The organism is Nocardia sp. NPDC001965, assembly GCF_053594175.1.
The window spans coordinates 205,118-225,620 of sequence record NZ_JBSFDZ010000007.1 but is presented as its reverse complement, the minus strand read 5'-3'; the positions used below and the strand labels follow the sequence as shown (position 1 = coordinate 225,620).

The window sequence follows — 20,503 nt, the reverse complement described above, 5'->3', positions numbered from 1 at the left end:
CTATTTCGCGGTCCGGCCCTCGACGAGCATCTGGGTGAAGAACTCGTAGATCAGGGCCGCCTGGAACGCCGACTGTTTGTTGTCGGCCGCGCCACCGTGCCCGCCCTCGATGTTCTCGTGGTACCAGACCCGGTGCCCCTGCTCTTCCAGAAGCGCGGCCATTTTTCGGGCGTGGCCGGGATGTACGCGATCGTCGCGGGTGGAGGTGGTGAGCAGGATCGGCGGATACGCCGCACCCACACCGGTTTCCATGGCCCGCTGGTAGGGCGAGTACCGGCTGATGTAGGCCCATTCCTCGGGGAGGTCCGGGTCACCGTATTCCGCCACCCAGGACGCCCCGGCCAGCAACAAGTGGTAGCGGCGCATATCGAGCAGCGGCACCTGGCACACGATCGCCCCGAACAGTTCCGGATAGCGGGTGAGCATCACCCCCATCAGCAGGCCGCCGTTGCTGCCACCGACCGCGCCGAGTTGCGGTGCGGTGGTGATCCCGCGCGCCACGAGATCCCGGGCGATGGACGAGAAATCCTCGTACACCTTGTACCGGTTCTCTTTCTGGACCGAGGTGTGCCACTGCGGCCCGTATTCGCCGCCACCACGGATATTGGTCATCACATAGACGCCACCCTGTTCGAGCCAACCGATCCCGGCGGTCCCGAAATAACCGGGCATCCGGGAGAGCTCGAATCCGCCGTAACCCGACATCACGGTGGGCCGCGGCACGCCGCGGGCGTCGCGGTGCCGGATGACGAAGTAGGGAATCGCCGTCCCGTCGTCGGACCGGGCGAAGAACTGTTCTGTTTCGATACCGGTCGCGTCGAAGAACTCCGGTTCGGATTTCCATTCGACCACAGGCTCACCGACCGACCCCGCGAGCAGGGTGGTGGGCATGGTGAAGCCGCTGGTCATGAGCATGTAATCGTCACCACCCTCGAGTGCGTCGAGATTCATCACACTCGTGGTCGCCATCGCGGGGGTATCGCCCAGCGGTTCGATCCGCCACTCCCCGGCAGCCGGGGTGAGCACGTACAGCTCGGTCTGCACATCCTTCAGGGTCACCAGCAGCAGATGGTTCTCGGTCCAGCCGTATCCGTGCAGCGAGGTATGCGCGTCCGGTTCGAACAGAACCTCGAAATCACGCCCACCGGCCAGGAAATCAGCGAAATTCGTGACGATCAGCGCACCGGCGGAATAGGTACGGCCTCCGGTCTCCCACGGCGATTTCAGCCGGACCAGCAGCCATTCCTTGTACCAGGACTCACTCGCGTCCGACGGCGTCTCCAGCCGGCTCCGGGAGCCGTCGGCCTCGAGCAGGAACACGTCGTCGTTGAAGAAATCGGTGGCCTGGGTGACGTAGTGCCGTTCGTAACCGGGTGTACGGTCGTAACCCGCGGAAACCGAGACATCGGAAACCGCTCCCTCGAAAACCGTTTCCGCGGTATCGAGTTCGGTTCCCCGGTCCCACCGCTTCGCGAGCCGCGGATAACCCGAATCCGTGAGCGAACCGGGGCCGAAATCCGTTCCGACATAGACGGAATCCATATCGATCCAGCTGATACGCGATTTCGCTTCGGGGAGGAAGTAACCACCACTCTCCGGTGCGATGAATGCGCGCGATTCCAGGTCGAATTCGCGAACGACCGCAGCGTCGGCACCACCGCGGGACAGGCTGATCAGCGCCCGGGTCTGGGACGGACGCAACACCCCGGCACCACCCCAGACCCAGTTCTCGTCCTCGGCCGCCGCGAGCGCGTCGAGATCGATGAGGACATCCCAGTCGGGCTCCGGTTTCACGTACTCGGCGAAGGTGGTGCGCCGCCACAGGCCACGCGGGTGGGCGGCGTCACGCCAGAAGTTGTACAGCCACTGGCCACGCCGCCCGGGGAAGGCGATCTTGGCATCGGTATCGAGCATGTCCAGGATCCGGCGCTTCAGTTCGTCGAACCGATCGCCGGTGGCGAAACGTTCGGTGACAACCTCGTTGTGCGCCCGGGCGAAATCGAGAGCCCGCTCGCCGGTGACCTCTTCGAGCCAGAGATAAGGATCGGTTCCACTGTCCGGTGCGGCGTTCATCCGACCATTCTCACCCGTCCGGCGCGAACGGCGCCAAGCCGGTCAACGCCTGGTACGGCGAATACCCAGCACTCCCGCCACGATCGCACCGACCACGATCACGATCCCAGCGCCGATCGCTGCCCAGATGACCAGGGAAATCCCATCTCCTTCGCTCGGACCGGCCGCCTGTGCGGTCCCGTCCTGCGCGCTGCGCGATTTCCCGTTCTCGCCGAACACCGAATCCTGCCCGGCGCTGTCCTGATAGCGCGGCCCGGCCTCCGAAGCACCGGTGACGTCGACTTCCAGTTCGACCGGAACCGGCCCGACCGTGCCCTCGCCGTGCAGGGTCGGGCTGAGTTTGACCGCGATGTAATACCAGCCCGCCAGGGCCTGGTTCGCGATATCGGCGTCGGAATTCTCCCGATTCGCGTATCGGATCGGAACGGTCGCTATCGCGGGGGAATTGGCCGGCAAGATATTCTCGGTGCCGTTGTAGGAGGAGAAGTCGGAACCGATTTCCACCCGGTAGGGCGTGTAGAGCGTCGTCCGGACATTCGACAGGTTCTCGACACCGCGCAACGGGCTCTCACCGAAACGCACCCGGTAGGCCAGTCCCTGGCCCCAGTCGAGCTTCACCCGGTAGAAGACGTACTCGCCACGCTGCAACGTATCGGAATAACGGCCGGACCCGGGCAGGTCGGCCGCGATATTGAACGACCCGCCGCCGACCACAGGCGTGGACGGTCCGGTCGGCTCACGGTAGGTCACCGGGGTGGGTTCGGCCGGTGCACCGGGATCGGCGACACCGGGTTCCAGACCGATCGATACTTCCAACGGCAGTTGCGCCGGCGCGTCGGCCGCGACACCGGCCCATTCCAGCGTGAAGTAGTAGCGCCCTCCACCCTTGCATTTATCGGTGCTGTTGTTCCCCGTTTCGGGTTCGGCGGCGCCCGACCAGATATTGCCGACCGTCAGGCTGACCCCGTCGGAAGAGCTGGTGGACGAGTCGAACTCGAAGGCATTGCAGTCCTGGCCGTCGGTGCCGTAAACCCGCGTCTGGAGTGAGTTGGTCGAATTGCCGGTTCCGAACACCCGGGGAAACGACACTGTGCCGGTGAAATACACAGTGGCGCCTTCCGGCACATCCACCGCGTAGTACTGCGGCTTCTTCTGCCCCAGCACATCCACGTACTGTCCCGGCACGGCCACCGGCGCATCCCGGTACTCCGGTGTACCCGCGATCGGTTCACCGGTCGCGGCATAGTTGCGCAGCGCGGCGGCGCTGACGCGCGGCAACACCTGCTCCAGGGTTTTGCCGTCGACAGCGTCGGTGTAGGTGCCACCGGTGCTCTGGGCGATGCAGGTCAATTGCGCGCGGGAAGGATCGTCGACCCCGAACCCGATCGCGTGCACGACTATCTCGGCGCCCTGTGCGCTCAGTTCGCGCGCGACATCACAGGGGTCCGGTGGTGCGCAGGTGTCGAGGCCGTCGGAGACCAGCACGATCGAGCGCGGCCCCTCCTCGGGCAGTGCCGCCGCTGCGGCGCGCAGCGAAGCGCCGATCGGGGTGTAGCCGCGCGGCACGATCTGGTCGGCGGCCGCGGTCAGTGCCGGTTTGTCGATGGTTCCGGCCGGGTGCAACACCTTGACGTCCTGGCAACCGGCGGCCTGTTCGGCATCCGAGGAGCCGGTGGACGTGCCGTAGGCCGTCAAGCCGACCTTCGATTCCGCCGGTGCCGCGGTCACGAAGTTGCGCACGGCGTTCTTGGCGGCGTCCATCTTGGTGCCACCGGCGGGATCGGGGGCCAGCATCGAGCCCGACGCGTCCAGCACGAGCATTGTCGGCGCGTACTCGGTGCCCTGCGACGGCTGCGCGAGCGCGGGTATGGCGGCCGGTACGAGACCGATCACCCCCACCACCGCTGCGACCAGGTATTTCTTGACGATCGACACGCTGCCGGACCTCCATCTGAACCCGCCACATCCGACCAAACGTGACGATCGGACCCTACGGGACTCGCCGACTGTATCGCCACACGTGGGGATAGCTCTCGCGGCCGACCGCAGCCCGACGCGTGCCGAGTGCCGATCGATCGAGGGAGCGATCACCCCGACCGCTACCTCGGTCGATCGGCCTTTTCGCCGCCGGGACCGAAAGCCGCCGGTACCTCGTCCCGCGCGGTGTCGAACAGTTCGGCGCAGCGCGTGAGCAGAAGGCACAGAGTTTCGCGTTCGATATCGGTGAACCCGTCTCCCACCGAACGCTCCACCGCGATCGCCCGGGCGTCGGCGGCGCCCATTACCGATTCGCCCTTGTCGGTGAGCCGCGTCTCCAGCATGTTCCGGTGCCACGGATGGGGAGTGCGTTCGATCAGGCCGCGGTCGACGAGATTGGTCAGCACCGTGTTCATCGTCGGCGGTGTCACCCCACACAGCCGCGCCAGGGCCGCGGCCGAGATACCGGGGTTCTCGCCGAGGAACAGCAGCGCCGCGTATTGCGCCTCGGTGACGCCGACGGGTTTTAGCGCGGCACTCTTGGCCGCGATTCGCGCCTGTTCCGCACGTTTGACATACGAACCGATGCGCTCCTCGGCGGGCATGGACGTCATTCCTGCATGGTATCCACCCTCCCCGAAGTTAGAGTCTTGACGATCATTAGAACTCTAATCTAACTTAGCCAACACATGACAGTTTCAGGACATGCGAAAGCTTCGGGGAAGGACACAGATATGCCTCACCACATCCGCCGGCGCCGGCCCGCCACACTGCTCACGGTGGCCATCGGACTCGCCCTGGCCGGTTGCGGCACTGCCGACCCGTCGCCGGATACCCGAGTCGACACTGCGTTCGAACTCCCCGGTGACCGCGTCTACCCCGAGGGCATCGCCCTCGACGAACGCACCGGCGACTTCTATATCGGCTCCTACGCGGACGGAACCGTCTACCGGGCAGCCACCGGTTCCGACCGGGCCGAGGTATTCCTTCCCGGTGGAACAGACGGCCGCCGGACCGCGAACGGCCTACGGGTCGACCCGGCCGGACGACTGTGGGTCATCGATTCGACCGCGGGAGTAGCGGTATACGACACAGGCTCACGACGCCCGCTCGCCCGCTTCGATGTGACCGACTCCGGCGAACGGTTCGTCAACGATATAGCCCTCGGTCCCGACGGCTCGGCCTATCTCACCGACAGCCGCCGCCACCTCGTCTACCGCGTGACGCCCGCCGAACTGACCCGGGCCGTCGCCGGAAACGGTCACGGCGCCCTGAACCCCTACGTCGATCTGGCGGACGCGCTCGAACCGCACGACCCCGCCGCCTACACCCTCAACGGTATCGTCGCCGACCCGTCGGGTACCTACCTGCTCACGGTGGATTCCACCGGCGGCGACCTCTACCGCATCGATCTCGCCCAGCACCCCGCCGCGGCAGAGCGGGTCACGCTCACCGGCGGTGATATGTCCCTCGCCGACGGCCTGGACCTGCACGGCGACACCCTACGCGCGGCACACAACACCGCCGACACCCTCAGCAGCTGGACGCTGTCCGAGAACGGCCACACCGCCACCCGCACCGCCGAATACCACGACGACACCCTCGCCACCCCGACCACGCTGATCCACACCGCCGACCGCACCCTGGTGGTCGCCTCACAATTCGACAGCGGCGGCCCGCTGGGGCCCGGTACCCCCACCACCCCGTTCCGCGTACTGTCGATCTCCCCGATCTGAGGTGCCGGGACCACGGACACTACGACTTCACATGGGCAGAACGATCCGCCGATCTCGTTCCTGTCAAATGACTTCCGCAGCCTCCTTCGCGACTACGAATACGGGGCGATTCAGAAACACCCAGGCAGGCGCGCCATTGATCCAGTACCCGTCGTAGCCGAGAGCGGTACCCAGCCGACCCGGATCGTTCAGTACATACGCGCGGGCTTCGAGTTCCGATCTTCTTGCAGACCCCTCGGGTTCGTCGGCCAACTGTGCGTCGATCCGATCCAGTTCTTCACGTTTTCGTATCTCCAGGGAATCCAAATCGGTCAGCAAGGCATCGGGGTGCATCGCCATATGGATCACATTGCGCGGATCTCTGCGCCCACCCGTACAGTCCCTGGCCAGATCTCGAAGCTCGTCCGGCGTCTCCCGGAGTTCGGACGACCCATATTCGCTCCAGGTGGGTGAGCGACCCCATACCCAGATACCGTTGCCCCGACCTGTGTCATCTCTTCCCGGATAGAGTTTCCCGGTTTTGAATTCAGCTACGTACTGCGATCCGGTCACGCCACGGAACATTTCCTCCCAACCGGCATCGACCGCCCTGCGCATACCATCGGCGTCCACGAGAAGAGGCGGACCGTCGAACCCTTGGATCCGGAGCATCTCCGCCAACGCCGGATCACCGTCGGTGACATAGCCGCGGCGTTCGACTTCTCTGGCCACCGTCGGATCGTTGCGGTCGTGACGCTGAGCTTCGAGATAGAGTTCACGATAATCGAAGGAATCGATCCGGTTACGGTCTGTTTCCCGGGAATCGATCCCCCGCAGCGACTGTGCGATCTCGTCGTCGGTTTGCCCGATCCCGGAGGCGCGGCGAAGCCCCTGTCCGGCCCCCTCCAGCGGGGCCGCGCGGACCTTGGCCACGCCCTCTGCCACACCCAGCAGCCTCTCCACGAGCTCGGGGATCACCCTGTCCCGCAGTGCAATCCTCCGATTTCGACGAGCCGGCCACAACCACAGCGCGGGTGTAGCGAAAGGATTCGCCCAGCATAGCTCGCGATTCGTAGCCGATGGCCGGCTCTTCAGTTCCTGCAGAACCGGAGTAGCGCCGAGCGGTCGACCAGAGCGCTGGCAGAAATCGAAGGTTCCTGTACAGGCCGAGGGCCGGTCCACCATGATGGTGGACCGGCCCTCGTTTCGAAAGAAGTTGCCGGGTGGCAGGACTCAGAAGTCCATGCCGCCCATGCCGCCGGTGGGATCGGCCGGGGCGGCCGAGGCCTTCTCCGGCTTATCGGCGACAACAGCCTCGGTGGTGAGGAACAGGGCCGCGATGGAGGCCGCGTTCTGCAGAGCCGAGCGGGTGACCTTGACCGGGTCGGCGACACCGGCGGCGAGCAGGTCCTCGTACTCGTTGGTCGCGGCGTTGAGGCCCTGGCCGGCGGGCAGGTTGGAAACCTTCTCCGCGACCACGCCGGGCTCGAGGCCGGCGTTGAAGGCGATCTGCTTCAGCGGAGCCGACAGCGCAACCTTCACGATGTTCGCGCCGGTCGCCTCGTCACCCTCGAGCTTCAGGTCCTCCAGAGCCGGAGCCGACTGCAGCAGGGCCACGCCACCACCGGCGACGATGCCCTCTTCGACGGCGGCCTTGGCGTTGCGCACAGCATCTTCGATGCGGTGCTTGCGCTCCTTGAGCTCGACCTCGGTCGCGGCACCGGCCTTGATGACCGCAACACCGCCGGCCAGCTTGGCCAGACGCTCCTGCAGCTTCTCCCGGTCGTAGTCCGAATCCGAGTTCTCGATCTCGGTGCGGATCTGCGCCACGCGGCCCTGGATGGCCTCCGCGTCGCCCGCGCCCTCGACGATGGTGGTCTCGTCCTTGGTGACGACGACCTTGCGCGCCTGGCCGAGCAGCTCGATACCGGCGGTCTCCAGGGAGAGGCCGACCTCTTCGCTGATGACCTCGCCACCGGTGAGGATGGCGATATCGGCGAGCTGGGCCTTGCGGCGGTCACCGAAGCCCGGGGCCTTGACGGCGACGGACTTGAAGGTGCCGCGGATCTTGTTCACGACCAGGGTCGACAGGGCCTCACCCTCGACGTCCTCGGCGATGATCAGCAGCGGCTTACCGGCCTGGATGACCTTCTCCAGCAGCGGCAGCAGGTCCTTGACGGTGGAGACCTTCGAGCCGACCAGCAGCAGGTAGGGGTCCTCGAGGACCGCTTCCTGACGCTCGGGGTCGGTGACGAAGTAGCCCGAGATGTAGCCCTTGTCGAAGCGCATACCCTCGGTGAGCTCCAGCGACAGACCGAAGGTCTGCGCCTCTTCGACGGTGATGACGCCTTCTTTGCCGACCTTGTCCATGGCCTCGGCGATCAGCTCACCGATGGACGGGTCGCCCGCGGAGATACCGGCGGTGGCGGCGATCTGCTCCTTGGTCTCGACCTCCTTGGCCGAGTCGAGCAGCTTGGCGGTGACGGCCTCGACGGCCTTCTCGATGCCGCGCTTCAGGCCCAGCGGGTTCGCGCCGGCCGCGACATTGCGCAGGCCCTCGCGCACCAGCGCCTGGGCGAGCACGGTGGCGGTGGTGGTGCCGTCGCCCGCGACATCGTCGGTCTTCTTGGCGACTTCCTTGACCAGCTCGGCGCCGATCTTCTCGTACGGGTCCTCGAGCTCGATCTCCTTGGCGATGGACACACCATCGTTGGTGATCGTGGGGGCGCCCCACTTCTTCTCGAGCACGACGTTGCGGCCCTTCGGCCCCAGCGTCACCTTGACCGCGTCGGCGAGGCTGTTCAGGCCCCGCTCGAGGCCGCGACGGGCCTCTTCGTCGTACGCAATTGTCTTGGCCATTGCGGTGAGATCCTCCAAGTAATGAGGCTGACACACTGGATGACCGCATTGTCGGATCACCCATTAGCTACGCTTGTGGCCAGGCTCGGTGCCCGCGACGGACGACCAGGGGTGTCGTGGTACCCGATCTCACCGTCCCGACCTTGGCACTCTCCGGTGGGGAGTGCCAAAGCCATTTTTAGCACTCGCCGATGCCGAGTGCAAGGTCGGTATCCATGGCGTCGCCTTCGGCACCGCGGAGTCGGGGCCCTCGTGACCCCGGTGCTGTATCCATGGCGTCGCCTTCGGCGCCGCGGAGTCGGGGCCCTCGTGACCCCGGTTCTTCACTCCTACGCTCCTCCGCTTCGCTCCCCCGCTCCGTCGCTCCAGAACCGGGGCGGGCCCCGACCATCGGTTGCGCAATTCGGGGAGGTGGGCAGCGAATTCGGCGGTTCCGTACCGGCTGTGGCGGCGGTGACGGGAGATACGGCTCAGAGACTGTCGGTGACCCGCAGGGCCAGAGCCAGAAAGGCATCCGCCCGCCGCTCCTCCGGGGTGCGCGGCTCACCCTCGTCGATGGTGACGAACTCGGCATCGTGCAACAGCAGCTCGGCCTCGACCCGCATGATGGCGCGAATGAACGGCGGCGCGACCTCGGGCGGTAGGTCACCGTTGACCACATAGCTCCCGTCCGACAGCGATTCGGTGGAGACATAGGTCAGTGCGCGCAGCAGATCGTCCCGGTGCTCACCGGCCACCAGGTCGGAGTCCGTTTCATCCGCCATTGCTATAGATTACCGGGATACCGGCCCGGATCGAGCGCACCCGAGCCTTCTCCCATGGCGACCCCGGTCGGTGCGCGGGCGGCGGCCGCACAAGATCACGGCCGGCCCGGGCGGGCCGTATCGCCCACCCCCCCCGAGTCCCGGACGCCACGGCGACCGCGCCGTCCTCACTCCTTCGCGGCCACGATCTGCTGGAGGACTTCGCGCAACCGGGTTTCCAGAGGCTCCTTGCGCAGCCCCGCATCGGACAGGATTCCCGAGCCGTTCTCGTGCTCGAGGATGGCGAGCAGGATGTGCTCGGTACCGATGTAGTTGTGACCCAGTCGCAGCGCCTCGCGGAATGTCAGTTCCAGCGCCTTCTTCGATTCGGCGTCGAACGGCACGAGCCCGCTCATCTTGCCCGTCGCGATGGCGGCCGTGAGCGCCTCGGGGGAAGCCGTCTCGTCCGCGCCCACCGCGGCCATCACCGCGCTCCCCAGGTCGGCGAGGGCGACTCCCTGTTCGACGATGAGATGACCGGCCAGACCGTCGGCCTCGCTGAGCAGACCCAGCACCAGATGACCGACGGAGATCTCGGCACTGCCGGTGCGATTGGCGGCCTCCTGGGCGGCGACGACCACCTTGCGCGCCCGGTCGGTGAATTTCGCGAAACCGGCACTCGGCTCCATCTCGGCGGCCGGGTTACCCGGGGGCTTGGGCACGAAGCGCTTCTGAGCCGCCTGCTTGCTGACACCCATACTCGCGCCGATCTCGGTCCACGAGGCGCCCGACCGGCGGGCCTGGTCCACGAAATGCCCGATCAGGTGGTCGGCGAGTTCGCCGAGGTGCCCGGCCGTGACCACGGCGTCGGAGAGTTGTTCCAGGGCGTTGTCGGGACGAGCCTTCTTGATGACCTCGATGAGGTCGTCCAAACGTACTGTCGTCATTCGTCAACTATAGGTTGACGATCCGAAGATCGTCAACCATAGGTTGACGGCAGGCGGAATCGCCTAGTTCCGCCCACCGGGGCGACGCAACCGCAGCCGTGAATCCCCGCGTAGTACCGGCCGCCGGATATCGGGCCGGCGCAGCGCCGGGCGGCGGATCTCCGGTCGGCGCAGCACAGGCAGCCGGCGGTCGGCACGGCGCTGCGCGCGACGCTCGGCCGGTTTGTACTGCCAGGTCTCCGGCCGGGCCGCCACCCAGCGCTGCGAGTACCAGGCGAACGGGATATGTCCCAGATACACGACGATCAGCACCAGCAGCAGCACGATCGGATAGGTGATCAGCGCGGCACCGGCCAGCGCGACCAGTACCAGGAGGCCGGCGGCCGCCTGCGGGGCCACCGATACCGATTTCAGCGCCAGCGTCGGAATGGTGCTGACACACAGCGCGGCGGCGAAGACGGTCCATGCCGCGACCACCGGGAAACTCGTCCACCAACCGTCGCCGAACTGCACGTACACCGCGATCGGCGCCATCGCGATCAGCGCGCCCGCCGGCGCCGGGACCCCGACGAAGTACTCCCGGGCCCAATCCGGCCGGGTGTCGTCGTCCAGCAGTGTGTTGAACCGGGCCAGGCGCAGCACGATGCTCACCGCGAACAGCAGTGCGATGATCCACCCCGAACCGCTGCTCTCGCCGTCGAACATCACCACATAGAGCACCAGGGCGGGGGCCACCCCGAAGGAGATGGCGTCGGAGAGCGAATCCAGCTCCGCGCCGATCTTGGTGGTAGCCGACAGCAACCGGGCCAGGCGGCCGTCGAGTGTGTCCAGTACCGCGGCCGCGCCGATCATGGCGAGCGCTATCTTCAGCTCGCCCTCCAGGCCGAATCGCACCGCGGACATTCCCGAACACAGCGCCAGGATCGTGACGATACTGGGCAGCAGCCGGATGGATCGACGCCGCCTGCCTTCGATGACCTGCTCCATCACGCGTCAGCCGACGGCAGGACCGCCAGTACCGTCTCCCCCCCGATCGTCCGCTGCCCGATATTCATCAGCAATTCGGTCCCGGCCGGGAAATAGGTGTCCACGCGGGAGCCGAACCTGATCAGGCCGTAGGTGTCGCCGATGGTGATCCGGTCGCCGGGGGCGGCGTCGCAGACGATCCTGCGGGCCAGCAGCCCGGCGATCTGCACCACCACGAGCTGCTGCCCGTCGGCCGTGTCGATCAGCATGCTGCTGCGTTCGTTGACCTCGCTCGCATCGGCCAGATCGGCGGATTTGAACTGCCCGCGCCGATACTGCACGTCGCGCACCACACCGGAGACAGGCGTCCGCTGGACGTGCACGTCCAGAACCGACAGGAAAATGCTCACCCGGGGCAGCGGTTCGTCGCCGAGGCCGAGCTCGGGCGGCGGTGCCGCGGTATCGACCAGCGCGACTTCACCGTCGGCCGGGGCGACCACGACGCCGGGCCGGTTCGGGGGAACGCGATGAGGATGCCGGAAGAAGGCGGCACTCGCCGCGGCGGCCGCGACCGCGATCCGGCGGACCCAGCGGCGGCGCCGTCCGAGGACCGCGACGCCCAGCGGAACGGCCACGAAGGGCAATCCGGCCGGATGCATCGGCGGGATCGCACTGCGCACCAGATCGGCCAGATGGGCCGGGCCGGTGGTTTGCGGTGTGCCGGGCGGAGTGGGACGGCGTGCCACTTATTCCTCTTTCGTACTCGGTTCGATCTGCGCAGACCCGGGGTGGCGGCCGGGTTACCACACGGGTACCGGCCGAGCCTGTCGGCGCAAGCGTTCACACCTTACGCCGAACAGGCCCGTGGCACCGGGTGTCGAACCGAGGGCTACCTCCGGACGACCAACTTCACCAGGAACAACAGGATCACAGCGCCTGCCAGACAGGTGAAGAAGCTGAACCACCAGCCTCCGCTGTTCACGTCGACACCGAATACCGAGAGCAGGAAGCCGCCGAGCAGACCGCCGACGATACCCACCACGATATTCAGCAGAATGCCCTGTTGCGCATCCGTTTTCATGATCTTACTGGCGATCCACCCGGCGATACCGCCGATGATGATCCAGCCGATGATGCCGAGACCGAGCATGAGTTGTTCCTCGCTTGTTCTCCGGTTGCACATCCGCGGCCGCGGACGCGTACGGCCGCAATACCCGGACCGGGCGCCGATAACCCGGTGAATATCGAATATGCAGTGCCGTCTCGCGAACATGGAGATAATATGAGGGTGCCTCATGTCTCCGGATTGCCCAGTGGCCGCCCCCACACGGCCGACGGATGAGGAATCCACATCGAAATCGGGTCAACCCTCGCGGCGGACGGCCGCAGGTACATAGGAGAAGCACCATGGCTACTCAGATCGCCCAGACAACCGGGGCGCAGCACACCGCGATCCTGGGGCTGGGCGTGTACCGTCCGGCGCGGGTCGTGACCAACGACGAGGTGGCCGGACCCATCGATTCCAGCGACGAGTGGATCCGGACCCGCTCGGGCATCCGCACGCGCCGGTTCGCCGACGACACCGAAACCATCCAATCGATGAGCGTGGCAGCCTGTCGCGGCGCCCTGGATGCCGCCGGAATCGCCGGCGACCAGATCGACTGCGTGATCGTGGCCACCTCGACCCATCTCCTGCTGACTCCCGCGGCCGCACCGCGAATCGCCACCGAGCTCGGCACAGGCGGTGCCGCGGCCTTCGACATCTCGGCCGGCTGCGCCGGTTTCTGCCACGGCCTGGCCATGGCCTCGGACCTGGTGCGCGCGGGCACCGCGTCCCATGTGCTCGTCATCGGTGTGGAGAAGCTCAGCGATACGGTCAACCCGGCCGACCGCGGCACCGCCTTCCTGTTCGCCGACGGTGCGGGCGCCGTGGTGGTGGGACCGGCCGAGGAACAGGGCATCGGACCCACCGTCTGGGGTTCCGACGGCACCCAGCACCGGGCGATCCGGCAGGACAAGGACTGGGTCGAGTTCTTCGCCGAGATCGAGGAGAAGGGCACCGACGCCGTCCGTCCCTACCTGGCGATGGAGGGCACGGCGGTATTCCGGTGGGCCGCGCATTCCCTGGAGAAGGTCTGCCGCGACGCCATCGACCGGGCCGGCCTGTCCACCGAAGACCTCGATGCGATGATCCCGCATCAGGCCAACGGCCGGATCATCGAGATCATGGCGCGGGTGCTGAAACTGCCGGAGGATTGCGCGCTGGCCAACGATATCGAGGAGACCGGCAACACTTCAGCAGCCTCGATTCCGCTGGCCATGGAGACGCTGCTGCGCACAGGACAGTCCGCGCCGGGCGATACCGCGCTGCTCATCGCCTTCGGCGCCGGACTCTCCTACGCGGCCCAGGTCGTGACCTTGCCGAAATTCAGTTCGACTCGACCGCTGTCCTGATCTTCGCCAGGGATTCGTTCATCCCCCGTACCAGATTCTCCTCGAACGCAGACTCCCCACCGAGCACCGCATCGATCAGGGTTCGCGATACCCAGGTGGTGCCGTTGGGGACGTCCCGGCGTTCCATCAGGCGGGTTCCGCTCTCGGTCGGCTCGAGGGTGTAGGTCCACACCGTCCGGTTCTGGGTGACCCGGAAAGCCAGTGCGCTGTTCTTCTCATAGCGCAGGATGCGCGAGGTCGTCGGCCAGAACTTCCAGCCGTCCCGGTTGAGGTTGACCGTCAGCGTGCCCGCCTTCGGCCGGCCGATCGGAATCATCCGCACGCATTGGGGGCTGAACTCCGGCATCCGGCTCGGGTCGGCGAGTACCGCCCAGACCCGCTCGGGCGACGCGGCGATATCGATACTGGCTTCCAGGTTTTTCGGCAACGTTGCCTCCGGGTAGATGAAACTCCAAGTATCAGAAAGGGTAGCGATTGGCGACGGCTCGGTCACATTTTCCCTCGTCGAGTATCGATACGGCCGATCCGGAAGCAGAATCGATTGCGGGACCCCATCGGTTGCCGTACACGCCACCGCAAGCAAGACACGTCGCCAGCAAATACACAGCTACCGTAAGGTGATGGGCCGTGAACCTTCGCTCGCTACTGCGCCGCCAGACCACCGAGGGACTGCCGCAACTCCCGGCACTCGAACCCGATGATCCTGCTGGAAACGCCAAGATCGACGAACGGCTGGAACGCCTGCTCACCCCTACCGAACTGGATATGGTCCTACGGCATCGCGTTTGATCGCTGTGTTGATGGCGCCGCCTCCGGCGTCGCAGGGTCGGGGCCCATTCGAGGAAGACAGAAGCTGTGTGTGTGGGGGGGCATGAGCCTCGACCGGCCGCGGTAAGTGCACTGTGAATCGGGTGGGGCTCGGTGGTCTCTGGCCTCGGGCCTGTGGATGGATTCTGCATACGCTCGGACGCCGCACTCCTCGGGCCACTTCAGAACCGGGGTGGAACCCGGCCGTGAATTCCGGCTGTCCGGAATGGACAGGAGCACCGGGGGCCATCGCGCACCACCCGGTACGCTGCTGGTCGCGCCGGAGGCTCCGGCGTGGCTGACCACCGGGGAATGCGTTATGAAGCGAATCTCAACTGTTGTCGTCACCGCTGCCGCCGCCGCGGCGCTGGTGCTGTCGGGTTGCTCGTCGAACGAGGAACCGGCCGAGGCCTCGGGTCTGCGTAAGAACACCGCCGCCGCGCAGACGACATCGAGCACGGGATCCGGTGCCGAGACCACCGCGCCCCGCGACGGCAACACCCCTGAGCAGTCGCCGGAAACCACCGAACCCGAGGACGATTCCGCCGACGACGCTCCCGCCTCGGACCGTCCGTCCGACACCACCTGTGGACAGTTCAAAGCGCTCGACGAACCGCAGCAGCAGCAGTTGGTCGGCGAGATCCTCGCCGAGAACCCCGACAGCGCGTTCGTGGGCAATCCGAACGCCGCGCTCGGCACCGCCAAACTGGTCTGCAACTCCGAGAAACTGGCCGACCAGTTGGTCGCCGTGGTCGCGGGGATCGTCGTCAACGGCTGAGACCACCGGATATCCGGTGCTCAGCTGCCGCTGATCACCATCACCTCGTTGCCCGCATCGAAAGCGATGTAGGCCTTGTCGGCGGCGGGATCGATCGCGATATCGACCGCTGTACCGTCGAATCCGAGTTCGACGGTCGCGGTGACCGTCCCCGATTCGGTATCGATCACCTCGACATTGTTGTAGTTGACGACATACGCGGTGTGCGACTCCGGATCGACCGCGAGATCCAGCGCATTACCGCTCACCGGGACCGACCTGAGGACCTGGCGCGATTCCCCGGAAACGATCACCAGGGATCGCTCGTCATCGGCATCGGTCTCGGTCATGACAGTGGCGTATATGTTGTCGGTGACCGGGTCGACCACCACATCCAGTGCGTTCGTGGACCGGCCGAGCTCGATCGTCGCGCTGACGAGATGGGTGCGGGTATCGATCACCGTCAGACCGTCGTCGGCCGCCACATAGAGCGTATGTGCCGCCGGGTCGAGGGCCGCCTGCCCCGTGGAGGAGAAATGACCGTCGACGGTCGCCGTCACCGCACGGGTGCGGGTGTCGATCGCGATCACGTTGCTGCTGCCGACCGCGTACAGCACGGGGGCCGACGGGTCCGGGACCAGGTCCAGTGGCGCGAAACCGGCCGGAACCACCCCGAGCACCGCCCGAGTCGCGGGATCGACCAGCGCGACAGAATTGTTCTGTTCATCGGCGACGAAGAGGGTGTGCGTCGCGGGATCGACCGCGATGGCGCCCGGCTCGGCACCGGCCGGGAATTTCGCGGCAACGGTATTCGTGGCCGTATCGATCGCCGACACCGAACCGTCGGGACCACTGCTGGCATACAGCCGGCCCGCTGAAGGGTCCACCGCGATTCCATCCGCCGAACCGGCGAGCCGGACCGTACCGGTGACGGCGACGGCGGGTTTCTCGTCCGAACTCGACGTGGCGACCACCACCACGGCGACCACCGCGGCGACGACGAGTGCCACGCAGACGAGTACGAGTTCCGCAGCGGATCGCTCGCCGCCGCTCCCCGCGGCGGATCCGGCATTCGGGCGGTCGGCAGCGGCGGGCTGCTCCGGCCGATCGGCCACTGCCTGCGATTCCCGGGATCCGGGACCACCGATCGGCGCGGCAAGAGTGGCCGCGGTGCGCGAACAGCGCGGCGCGCCCGGGACCCCTCCGATATGTGCGGTGGGCGCGGCGGCAGCGCCCGGGCCATCCGACGCGGCCCGGGCGGCGTCGGCGAGCTCCCCCGCCGTGCCGTACCGCCGGGCGGGATCCTTGTTCATCCCACACGCGATCACTTCGTCGAACGACCGTAGCGCCGCCCGGGAGGCGCTGGGCTCCGGCGGCGGCGCGGTGAGATGGGCGGCGATCTGCTGTTCGAGGCTGTCGCCCCCGAACGGCCTGGTACCGGTGAGGCATTCGTACAGAACGCAGGCGAGGGCGTAGACATCGGCCCGCCGATCGGCACGACCTTCGCTCAGCCGTTCGGGTGCCATGTAGGCGATGGTCCCGACAGCGACTCCGGTACTGGTCAACCCGGTATCCGCGGTGGAACGGGCGATACCGAAATCGATCAGATAGGCGAAATCGCGCTCGGCGAGCAGGATGTTGGAGGGTTTGACATCCCGATGGACCAACTCCTCGGCGTGCGCGGCATCCAGCGCGGCCGCGACCTGCTCGACGATATGGACCGCCACCGCCGGGGCCAACGGCCCCACCCGGTCCAGGACATTCTTCAGATCCGCACCGTCGACCAGCCGCATATCGAGGAACAGGCGGCCGTCGATATCGCCGTAATCGTGAATGGGCACGATATGCGGCTCCCGGAGCCGGGCAGCGGCATGGGCTTCGCGACGGAACCGCTCGCGATAACCCGGATCGGCCGAAAGATGCCCGGGCAGTACCTTCACCGCGACGAAACGCTCGGTGACCGTGTCGTAGGCGCGGTAGACCTGGCCCATCCCGCCCTCACCGATCTTCTCCCGCAACCGGTAACGCCCGAAAACCTCGTCCATCGTTCCTCTCCGACCGGGCAGCTCCGACCCGGCACCCCGGACCGACCCAGGGTTTCCCGTACACCGCGGCGCACCAACGGAACCTGGTCGCGGGGCGCCCGCGACTGCATCGTATGCGGATCCGATCGGCGTAGCTCCGGTGCAGGCGAACTCACCGGGCCCTCCGCAGCGCGCGAATATGTCGTCGGCCGGGGCATCGGCCGTGATCGTGCTCGCCGAGTACACGCCGGAGACCTCTCCACCGAGCAACAGTGGTGCCGGGACGAGCCACCCGGGAAGACCGGGAAGCGCAGCGACCGGGCCGGAACCGGTCCGCCTACCGAGCACCCACCAAGTGATTCAGCTCACATGTTGTCAGAATCTCCGGTCGCGCGGTGTCTTGTGCCCGACCCCTCGAACAAAGGAGACACCATGACTGGGCATATCGATGTGGTCGTGATCGGCGGCGGCTACGCCGGGGTCATGGCGGCCAATCGCCTGACACAGCGCAACGACCTGACAGTGACGCTGGTCAACCCGCGCGCGAATTTCGTCGAGCGGGTCCGCCTGCACCAAGTCGTGGGTGGGTCACACCAGGCGGTCGTCGACTACCGGCAGGTCCTGGGCGAGCGCGTTCGGCTGGTGGTCGACACCGTGGAACGGATCGACGCAGCCGGACAGCGCGTGGCGACGGCGGCCGGCGGCACGGTCGGCTACGACTACCTGATCTACGCGGTGGGCAGTGGCAGCGCCGACGCGAACGTGCCCGGAGCGGCCGAATTCGCCTACCCGATCGCCGGCCTGGAGGAAGCGCGGCGGCTGCGGGGAGTCCTCGAATCCGCACCCGCCACGGCCGCGGTGACAGTCGTCGGAGGCGGTTCGACCGGCATCGAGGTCGCCGCCGAGTTGGCAGAGCAGGGTCGCGTCGTGACGCTGGTGTGCGGCGGGGTACTCGGCCCGTATCTGCATCCACGGGTTCGGCGCTCGGTGGCCGGGCGGCTGGCCCGGCTCGGGGTGACCGTGCTCGAAGGCGGCGAGGCCAGGGTGACCTCGGTGACCCGCGATACCGTCCGGCTCGGCGGCGGTCGCGCACTGCCGAGCGCGGTGACCATCTGGACGGCGGGGTTCAGTGTGCCGGACCTGGCCACCCGGAGCGGGTTGAGCACCGACGCCGCGGGGCGCCTCCGCACCGACGAGACGTTGACCAGCGTGGACGATATGCACATCGTCGCGGCCGGGGATTCGGCGGCACCGTCGGACCGGCCGCTGCGGATGAGCTGCCAGACCGCGCGGCCGCTGGGCGCGCACGCCGCCGACACCGTGCTGGCCCGGATCGCGGGTACCCGGCCCGCAGACATCAACATCGGGTTCTTCGGCCAGTGCATCGCCCTGGGCCGCCGCGCCGCGACCCTGCAACTCGCCGCCAAGGACGACACCGCGAACAGGTTCTCCATCGGTGGCCGCCTCGCTGCCGGGATCAAGGAACGCGCCTGCCGGGGTGTAGTCGAAGAACTTGTGCACGAGGCCGCCCAACCCGGCTCGTTCACCTGGGGGTTCAAGGACGACAAGCGTCGACACCTGCTGGGGACCGAGCTCCGCGAGGCCGTCCGCCACTGAACCGGCGGTTAAGCCGAGTATTCGCGGCCGATGGGTTCCACCCCGAACCCATCGGCGCAAACAAGGAGAAACCCATGAACCTCACTCTGTGGATCGCGACCGCGCTGCTGGCCACGGTCGCCCTGGCCGGTGGTGTCACCAAAGCGTTCACTCCGAAGGAGAAATCGGCCGCGCACGACGGCGGAAATGGACCCGGTACGCCGGCGCCGGTTTCGTCAGGACTCTCGGAGTCCTGGAGATCCTGGCCGCGGTGCTCCACATCGCACCGGTCACGGTGCCGGTAAGCGCGGTGTGCTGGGCGGCGCTCATGGTCGGTGCCGTCATCACCCACGGCGCCTCGGGCAATACCCGCTCGTCGCCTTGAACGCGGTCTATCTCCTGCTCGCAGCCTTCATCGCCTGGGTCGCTTCGTCGTCGACCCCTTCACCGGTTGACCGAAGATGTCACCGATCGAAGAGAACCCGTTCGTGGGCATACACAATCGACCATACCGAAATCCAGAGCATGCCCCGAAAGGGCGGAGTTGAGCAATGAGCGACCACGCGACCGACCCGGCAACCGAGACTTTTCTCGCCCACCGCAACCTGCTCTTCACCGTCGCCTACGAGATGCTCGGATCGGCGGCCGATGCCGAGGACGTCCTCCAGGAAACCTGGCTGCGCTGGGTGAAGGTCGAGCCGGGGCAGGTGAGCGACCAGCGTGCCTACCTGGTCCGGATCACCACCCGGCAGGCGCTCAACCGGCTGCGCACCATGAAGCGCCGCAAAGAGTCCTATGTCGGGCCCTGGCTACCCGAGCCGCTGCTCACCGCGCCGGACACGACCCAGGACATCGAGCTCTCCGAGAGCATGTCGATGGCGCTGATGCTCGTCCTCGAAACGCTGTCACCGACCGAGCGCGCCATCTTCGTACTGCGTGAGGCGTTCGGAGTCGGCTACGACGAGATCGCGGCCGCCGTCGACAAAACTCCCGCGGCCGTCCACCAGATCGCGCACCGGGCCCGCCGCCACGTCGAAGCCCGCCGCCCGCGCCGAGCAGTCACTCCTGGCCAGACCCGCGCGGTTCTGGAGGCGTTCCGCCGCGCGCTGCAAACCCAGGATCTGCAGAGCCTGCTCGACGTGCTGGCCCCCGATGTCGTCGTCGTCAGCGACGGCGGAGGCATCAAGGCGGCCGCGCTGCGGCCGATCGTCGGTGCCGACAAGGTGGTCCGCTTCTTCGTCGGTGGTCTCGCGAAAACCGATGCCGTCCTCACCGTCGACCCGACCGTGGTCAACGGCAACCCGGCCCTCGCCTTCCGCCTGGACGGCGAGCTCGACGGCGTGATGGCCGCCCGCGTCGAGGACGGCCGCATCACGGGCCTCTATTTCGTTCGCAACCCGGAGAAGCTGACCCACGTCGAATCCGAGACCCCGCTCACCCTGCGATGAACGAGCGCGGATCGGGCCCCGGCGCTGCGCCACCTCACGGCGACGATCGCCCGGCCCACCCCGGCCGCGCCCGGCCATCCCGCCCAACCGGGTCTCGAGCATCCTGCGTTCGGCGGGCCGGATGGCACCGCCCGATC

At 66.9% G+C, this 20,503-nt stretch carries 20 protein-coding genes; 8 read left to right on the top strand and 12 right to left on the bottom strand.

The window, feature by feature from the left end; genetic code table 11:
* The 3 genes from ACWCPQ_RS14000 to ACWCPQ_RS13990 all read right to left on the bottom strand — a co-directional run bounded on the left by ACWCPQ_RS14000 (nucleotide 1) and on the right by ACWCPQ_RS13990 (nucleotide 4,664).
* The gene (locus tag ACWCPQ_RS14000) at nucleotides 1–2,073 is read right to left on the bottom strand and encodes a prolyl oligopeptidase family serine peptidase (protein ID WP_449898322.1); all 2,073 of its coding nucleotides are present in this window, start codon (nucleotides 2,071–2,073) and stop codon (nucleotides 1–3) included.
* Between the two features lie 42 nt (nucleotides 2,074–2,115).
* The gene (locus ACWCPQ_RS13995; protein ID WP_449898320.1) at nucleotides 2,116–4,008 is read right to left on the bottom strand and encodes a vWA domain-containing protein; all 1,893 of its coding nucleotides are present in this window, start codon (nucleotides 4,006–4,008) and stop codon (nucleotides 2,116–2,118) included.
* Between the two features lie 164 nt (nucleotides 4,009–4,172).
* Nucleotides 4,173–4,664, bottom strand: a complete 492-nt coding sequence (locus ACWCPQ_RS13990) for a MarR family winged helix-turn-helix transcriptional regulator (protein WP_449898318.1) — start codon at nucleotides 4,662–4,664, stop codon at nucleotides 4,173–4,175.
* Between the two features lie 120 nt (nucleotides 4,665–4,784).
* Here ACWCPQ_RS13990 and ACWCPQ_RS13985 point away from each other — a divergent pair, with 120 nt between their 5' ends.
* The gene (locus ACWCPQ_RS13985) at nucleotides 4,785–5,786 is read left to right on the top strand and encodes an SMP-30/gluconolactonase/LRE family protein (RefSeq protein WP_449898316.1); all 1,002 of its coding nucleotides are present in this window, start codon (nucleotides 4,785–4,787) and stop codon (nucleotides 5,784–5,786) included.
* 63 nt (nucleotides 5,787–5,849) lie between these two features.
* Here the strand turns inward: ACWCPQ_RS13985 and ACWCPQ_RS13980 are convergent, their stop codons facing one another.
* From ACWCPQ_RS13980 to ACWCPQ_RS13950, 7 genes are all read right to left on the bottom strand, one after another.
* A complete protein-coding gene (locus ACWCPQ_RS13980; RefSeq protein WP_449898314.1) occupies nucleotides 5,850–6,728 on the bottom strand; it encodes a hypothetical protein in 879 nt (292 codons plus the stop codon).
* 270 nt (nucleotides 6,729–6,998) lie between these two features.
* On the bottom strand, nucleotides 6,999–8,624 hold the full coding sequence (gene groL, locus ACWCPQ_RS13975; protein ID WP_449898312.1) for a chaperonin GroEL: 1,626 nt from the start codon (nucleotides 8,622–8,624) through the stop codon (nucleotides 6,999–7,001).
* A 470-nt stretch (nucleotides 8,625–9,094) separates the two neighbouring features.
* Nucleotides 9,095–9,388, bottom strand: a complete 294-nt coding sequence (locus tag ACWCPQ_RS13970) for a DUF222 domain-containing protein (RefSeq protein WP_030524663.1) — start codon at nucleotides 9,386–9,388, stop codon at nucleotides 9,095–9,097.
* Between the two features lie 167 nt (nucleotides 9,389–9,555).
* The gene (locus ACWCPQ_RS13965; protein WP_449898309.1) at nucleotides 9,556–10,314 is read right to left on the bottom strand and encodes a Clp protease N-terminal domain-containing protein; all 759 of its coding nucleotides are present in this window, start codon (nucleotides 10,312–10,314) and stop codon (nucleotides 9,556–9,558) included.
* 63 nt (nucleotides 10,315–10,377) lie between these two features.
* Entirely contained in the window at nucleotides 10,378–11,301 is a 924-nt protein-coding gene (locus ACWCPQ_RS13960; protein ID WP_449898306.1) for a CDP-alcohol phosphatidyltransferase family protein, read from the bottom strand.
* Complete coding sequence (locus ACWCPQ_RS13955) at nucleotides 11,301–12,026, bottom strand: phosphatidylserine decarboxylase (RefSeq protein ID WP_449898303.1); 726 nt, start codon at nucleotides 12,024–12,026, stop codon at nucleotides 11,301–11,303. The genes ACWCPQ_RS13960 and ACWCPQ_RS13955 overlap by 1 nt, the downstream gene beginning before the upstream one ends.
* A 143-nt stretch (nucleotides 12,027–12,169) precedes the next feature.
* Nucleotides 12,170–12,430 (bottom strand): GlsB/YeaQ/YmgE family stress response membrane protein, encoded by a 261-nt coding sequence (locus tag ACWCPQ_RS13950; RefSeq protein WP_449898300.1) that lies wholly within the window; start codon nucleotides 12,428–12,430, stop codon nucleotides 12,170–12,172.
* 257 nt (nucleotides 12,431–12,687) lie between these two features.
* Between ACWCPQ_RS13950 and ACWCPQ_RS13945 the strand changes: the two genes are divergently transcribed.
* Nucleotides 12,688–13,734, top strand: a complete 1,047-nt coding sequence (locus tag ACWCPQ_RS13945) for a beta-ketoacyl-ACP synthase III (RefSeq protein WP_449898297.1) — start codon at nucleotides 12,688–12,690, stop codon at nucleotides 13,732–13,734.
* On the opposite strand, the gene ACWCPQ_RS13940 is transcribed toward ACWCPQ_RS13945, so the two are convergent.
* Nucleotides 13,709–14,161 (bottom strand): SRPBCC family protein, encoded by a 453-nt coding sequence (locus ACWCPQ_RS13940; protein ID WP_449898295.1) that lies wholly within the window; start codon nucleotides 14,159–14,161, stop codon nucleotides 13,709–13,711. The genes ACWCPQ_RS13945 and ACWCPQ_RS13940 overlap by 26 nt on opposite strands.
* 200 nt (nucleotides 14,162–14,361) lie before the next feature.
* On the opposite strand from ACWCPQ_RS13940, the gene ACWCPQ_RS13935 reads away from it, so the two are divergent.
* Complete coding sequence (locus tag ACWCPQ_RS13935; RefSeq protein WP_449898293.1) at nucleotides 14,362–14,523, top strand: hypothetical protein; 162 nt, start codon at nucleotides 14,362–14,364, stop codon at nucleotides 14,521–14,523.
* A gap of 337 nt (nucleotides 14,524–14,860) precedes the next feature.
* Nucleotides 14,861–15,319, top strand: coding sequence for a hypothetical protein (locus ACWCPQ_RS13930; protein WP_449898291.1), 459 nt, complete (start codon nucleotides 14,861–14,863; stop codon nucleotides 15,317–15,319).
* Between the two features lie 20 nt (nucleotides 15,320–15,339).
* On the opposite strand, the gene ACWCPQ_RS13925 is transcribed toward ACWCPQ_RS13930, so the two are convergent.
* Nucleotides 15,340–17,343, bottom strand: coding sequence for a serine/threonine-protein kinase (locus ACWCPQ_RS13925; RefSeq protein ID WP_449898288.1), 2,004 nt, complete (start codon nucleotides 17,341–17,343; stop codon nucleotides 15,340–15,342).
* Between the two features lie 411 nt (nucleotides 17,344–17,754).
* Between ACWCPQ_RS13925 and ACWCPQ_RS13920 the strand changes: the two genes are divergently transcribed.
* The 4 genes from ACWCPQ_RS13920 to ACWCPQ_RS13905 all read left to right on the top strand — a co-directional run bounded on the left by ACWCPQ_RS13920 (nucleotide 17,755) and on the right by ACWCPQ_RS13905 (nucleotide 20,366).
* Nucleotides 17,755–18,939 carry an NAD(P)/FAD-dependent oxidoreductase gene (locus ACWCPQ_RS13920; RefSeq protein WP_449898286.1) on the top strand — a complete coding sequence of 395 codons (1,185 nt, stop codon included), beginning with the start codon at nucleotides 17,755–17,757 and terminating at the stop codon, nucleotides 18,937–18,939.
* Nucleotides 18,940–19,013: 74 nt separating this feature from the next.
* Complete coding sequence (locus tag ACWCPQ_RS13915; RefSeq protein ID WP_449898450.1) at nucleotides 19,014–19,223, top strand: hypothetical protein; 210 nt, start codon at nucleotides 19,014–19,016, stop codon at nucleotides 19,221–19,223.
* Nucleotides 19,190–19,303, top strand: a complete 114-nt coding sequence (locus tag ACWCPQ_RS13910; protein WP_449898283.1) for a hypothetical protein — start codon at nucleotides 19,190–19,192, stop codon at nucleotides 19,301–19,303. The genes ACWCPQ_RS13915 and ACWCPQ_RS13910 overlap by 34 nt, the downstream gene beginning before the upstream one ends.
* Before the next feature lie 166 nt (nucleotides 19,304–19,469).
* Nucleotides 19,470–20,366 (top strand): RNA polymerase sigma-70 factor, encoded by an 897-nt coding sequence (locus ACWCPQ_RS13905; protein WP_449898281.1) that lies wholly within the window; start codon nucleotides 19,470–19,472, stop codon nucleotides 20,364–20,366.
* The last annotated feature ends 137 nt before the right edge of the window (nucleotides 20,367–20,503 follow it).

Bases quoted from the DNA above. Each gene is read 5' to 3' on its own strand.
- ACWCPQ_RS14000 (WP_449898322.1), bottom strand. From the start codon at position 2,073: ATGAACGCCGCACCGGACAGTGGAACCGATCCTTATCTCTGGCTCGAA.
- ACWCPQ_RS13990 (WP_449898318.1), bottom strand. From the start codon at position 4,664: ATGACGTCCATGCCCGCCGAGGAGCGCATCGGTTCGTATGTCAAACGT.
- ACWCPQ_RS13985 (WP_449898316.1), top strand. From the start codon at position 4,785: ATGCCTCACCACATCCGCCGGCGCCGGCCCGCCACACTGCTCACGGTG.
- groL (WP_449898312.1), bottom strand. From the start codon at position 8,624: ATGGCCAAGACAATTGCGTACGACGAAGAGGCCCGTCGCGGCCTCGAG.
- ACWCPQ_RS13970 (WP_030524663.1), bottom strand. From the start codon at position 9,388: ATGGCGGATGAAACGGACTCCGACCTGGTGGCCGGTGAGCACCGGGAC.
- ACWCPQ_RS13965 (WP_449898309.1), bottom strand. From the start codon at position 10,314: ATGACGACAGTACGTTTGGACGACCTCATCGAGGTCATCAAGAAGGCT.
- ACWCPQ_RS13960 (WP_449898306.1), bottom strand. From the start codon at position 11,301: ATGGAGCAGGTCATCGAAGGCAGGCGGCGTCGATCCATCCGGCTGCTG.
- ACWCPQ_RS13950 (WP_449898300.1), bottom strand. From the start codon at position 12,430: ATGCTCGGTCTCGGCATCATCGGCTGGATCATCATCGGCGGTATCGCC.
- ACWCPQ_RS13945 (WP_449898297.1), top strand. From the start codon at position 12,688: ATGGCTACTCAGATCGCCCAGACAACCGGGGCGCAGCACACCGCGATC.
- ACWCPQ_RS13930 (WP_449898291.1), top strand. From the start codon at position 14,861: ATGAAGCGAATCTCAACTGTTGTCGTCACCGCTGCCGCCGCCGCGGCG.
- ACWCPQ_RS13925 (WP_449898288.1), bottom strand. From the start codon at position 17,343: ATGGACGAGGTTTTCGGGCGTTACCGGTTGCGGGAGAAGATCGGTGAG.
- ACWCPQ_RS13920 (WP_449898286.1), top strand. From the start codon at position 17,755: ATGACTGGGCATATCGATGTGGTCGTGATCGGCGGCGGCTACGCCGGG.
- ACWCPQ_RS13915 (WP_449898450.1), top strand. From the start codon at position 19,014: ATGAACCTCACTCTGTGGATCGCGACCGCGCTGCTGGCCACGGTCGCC.
- ACWCPQ_RS13905 (WP_449898281.1), top strand. From the start codon at position 19,470: ATGAGCGACCACGCGACCGACCCGGCAACCGAGACTTTTCTCGCCCAC.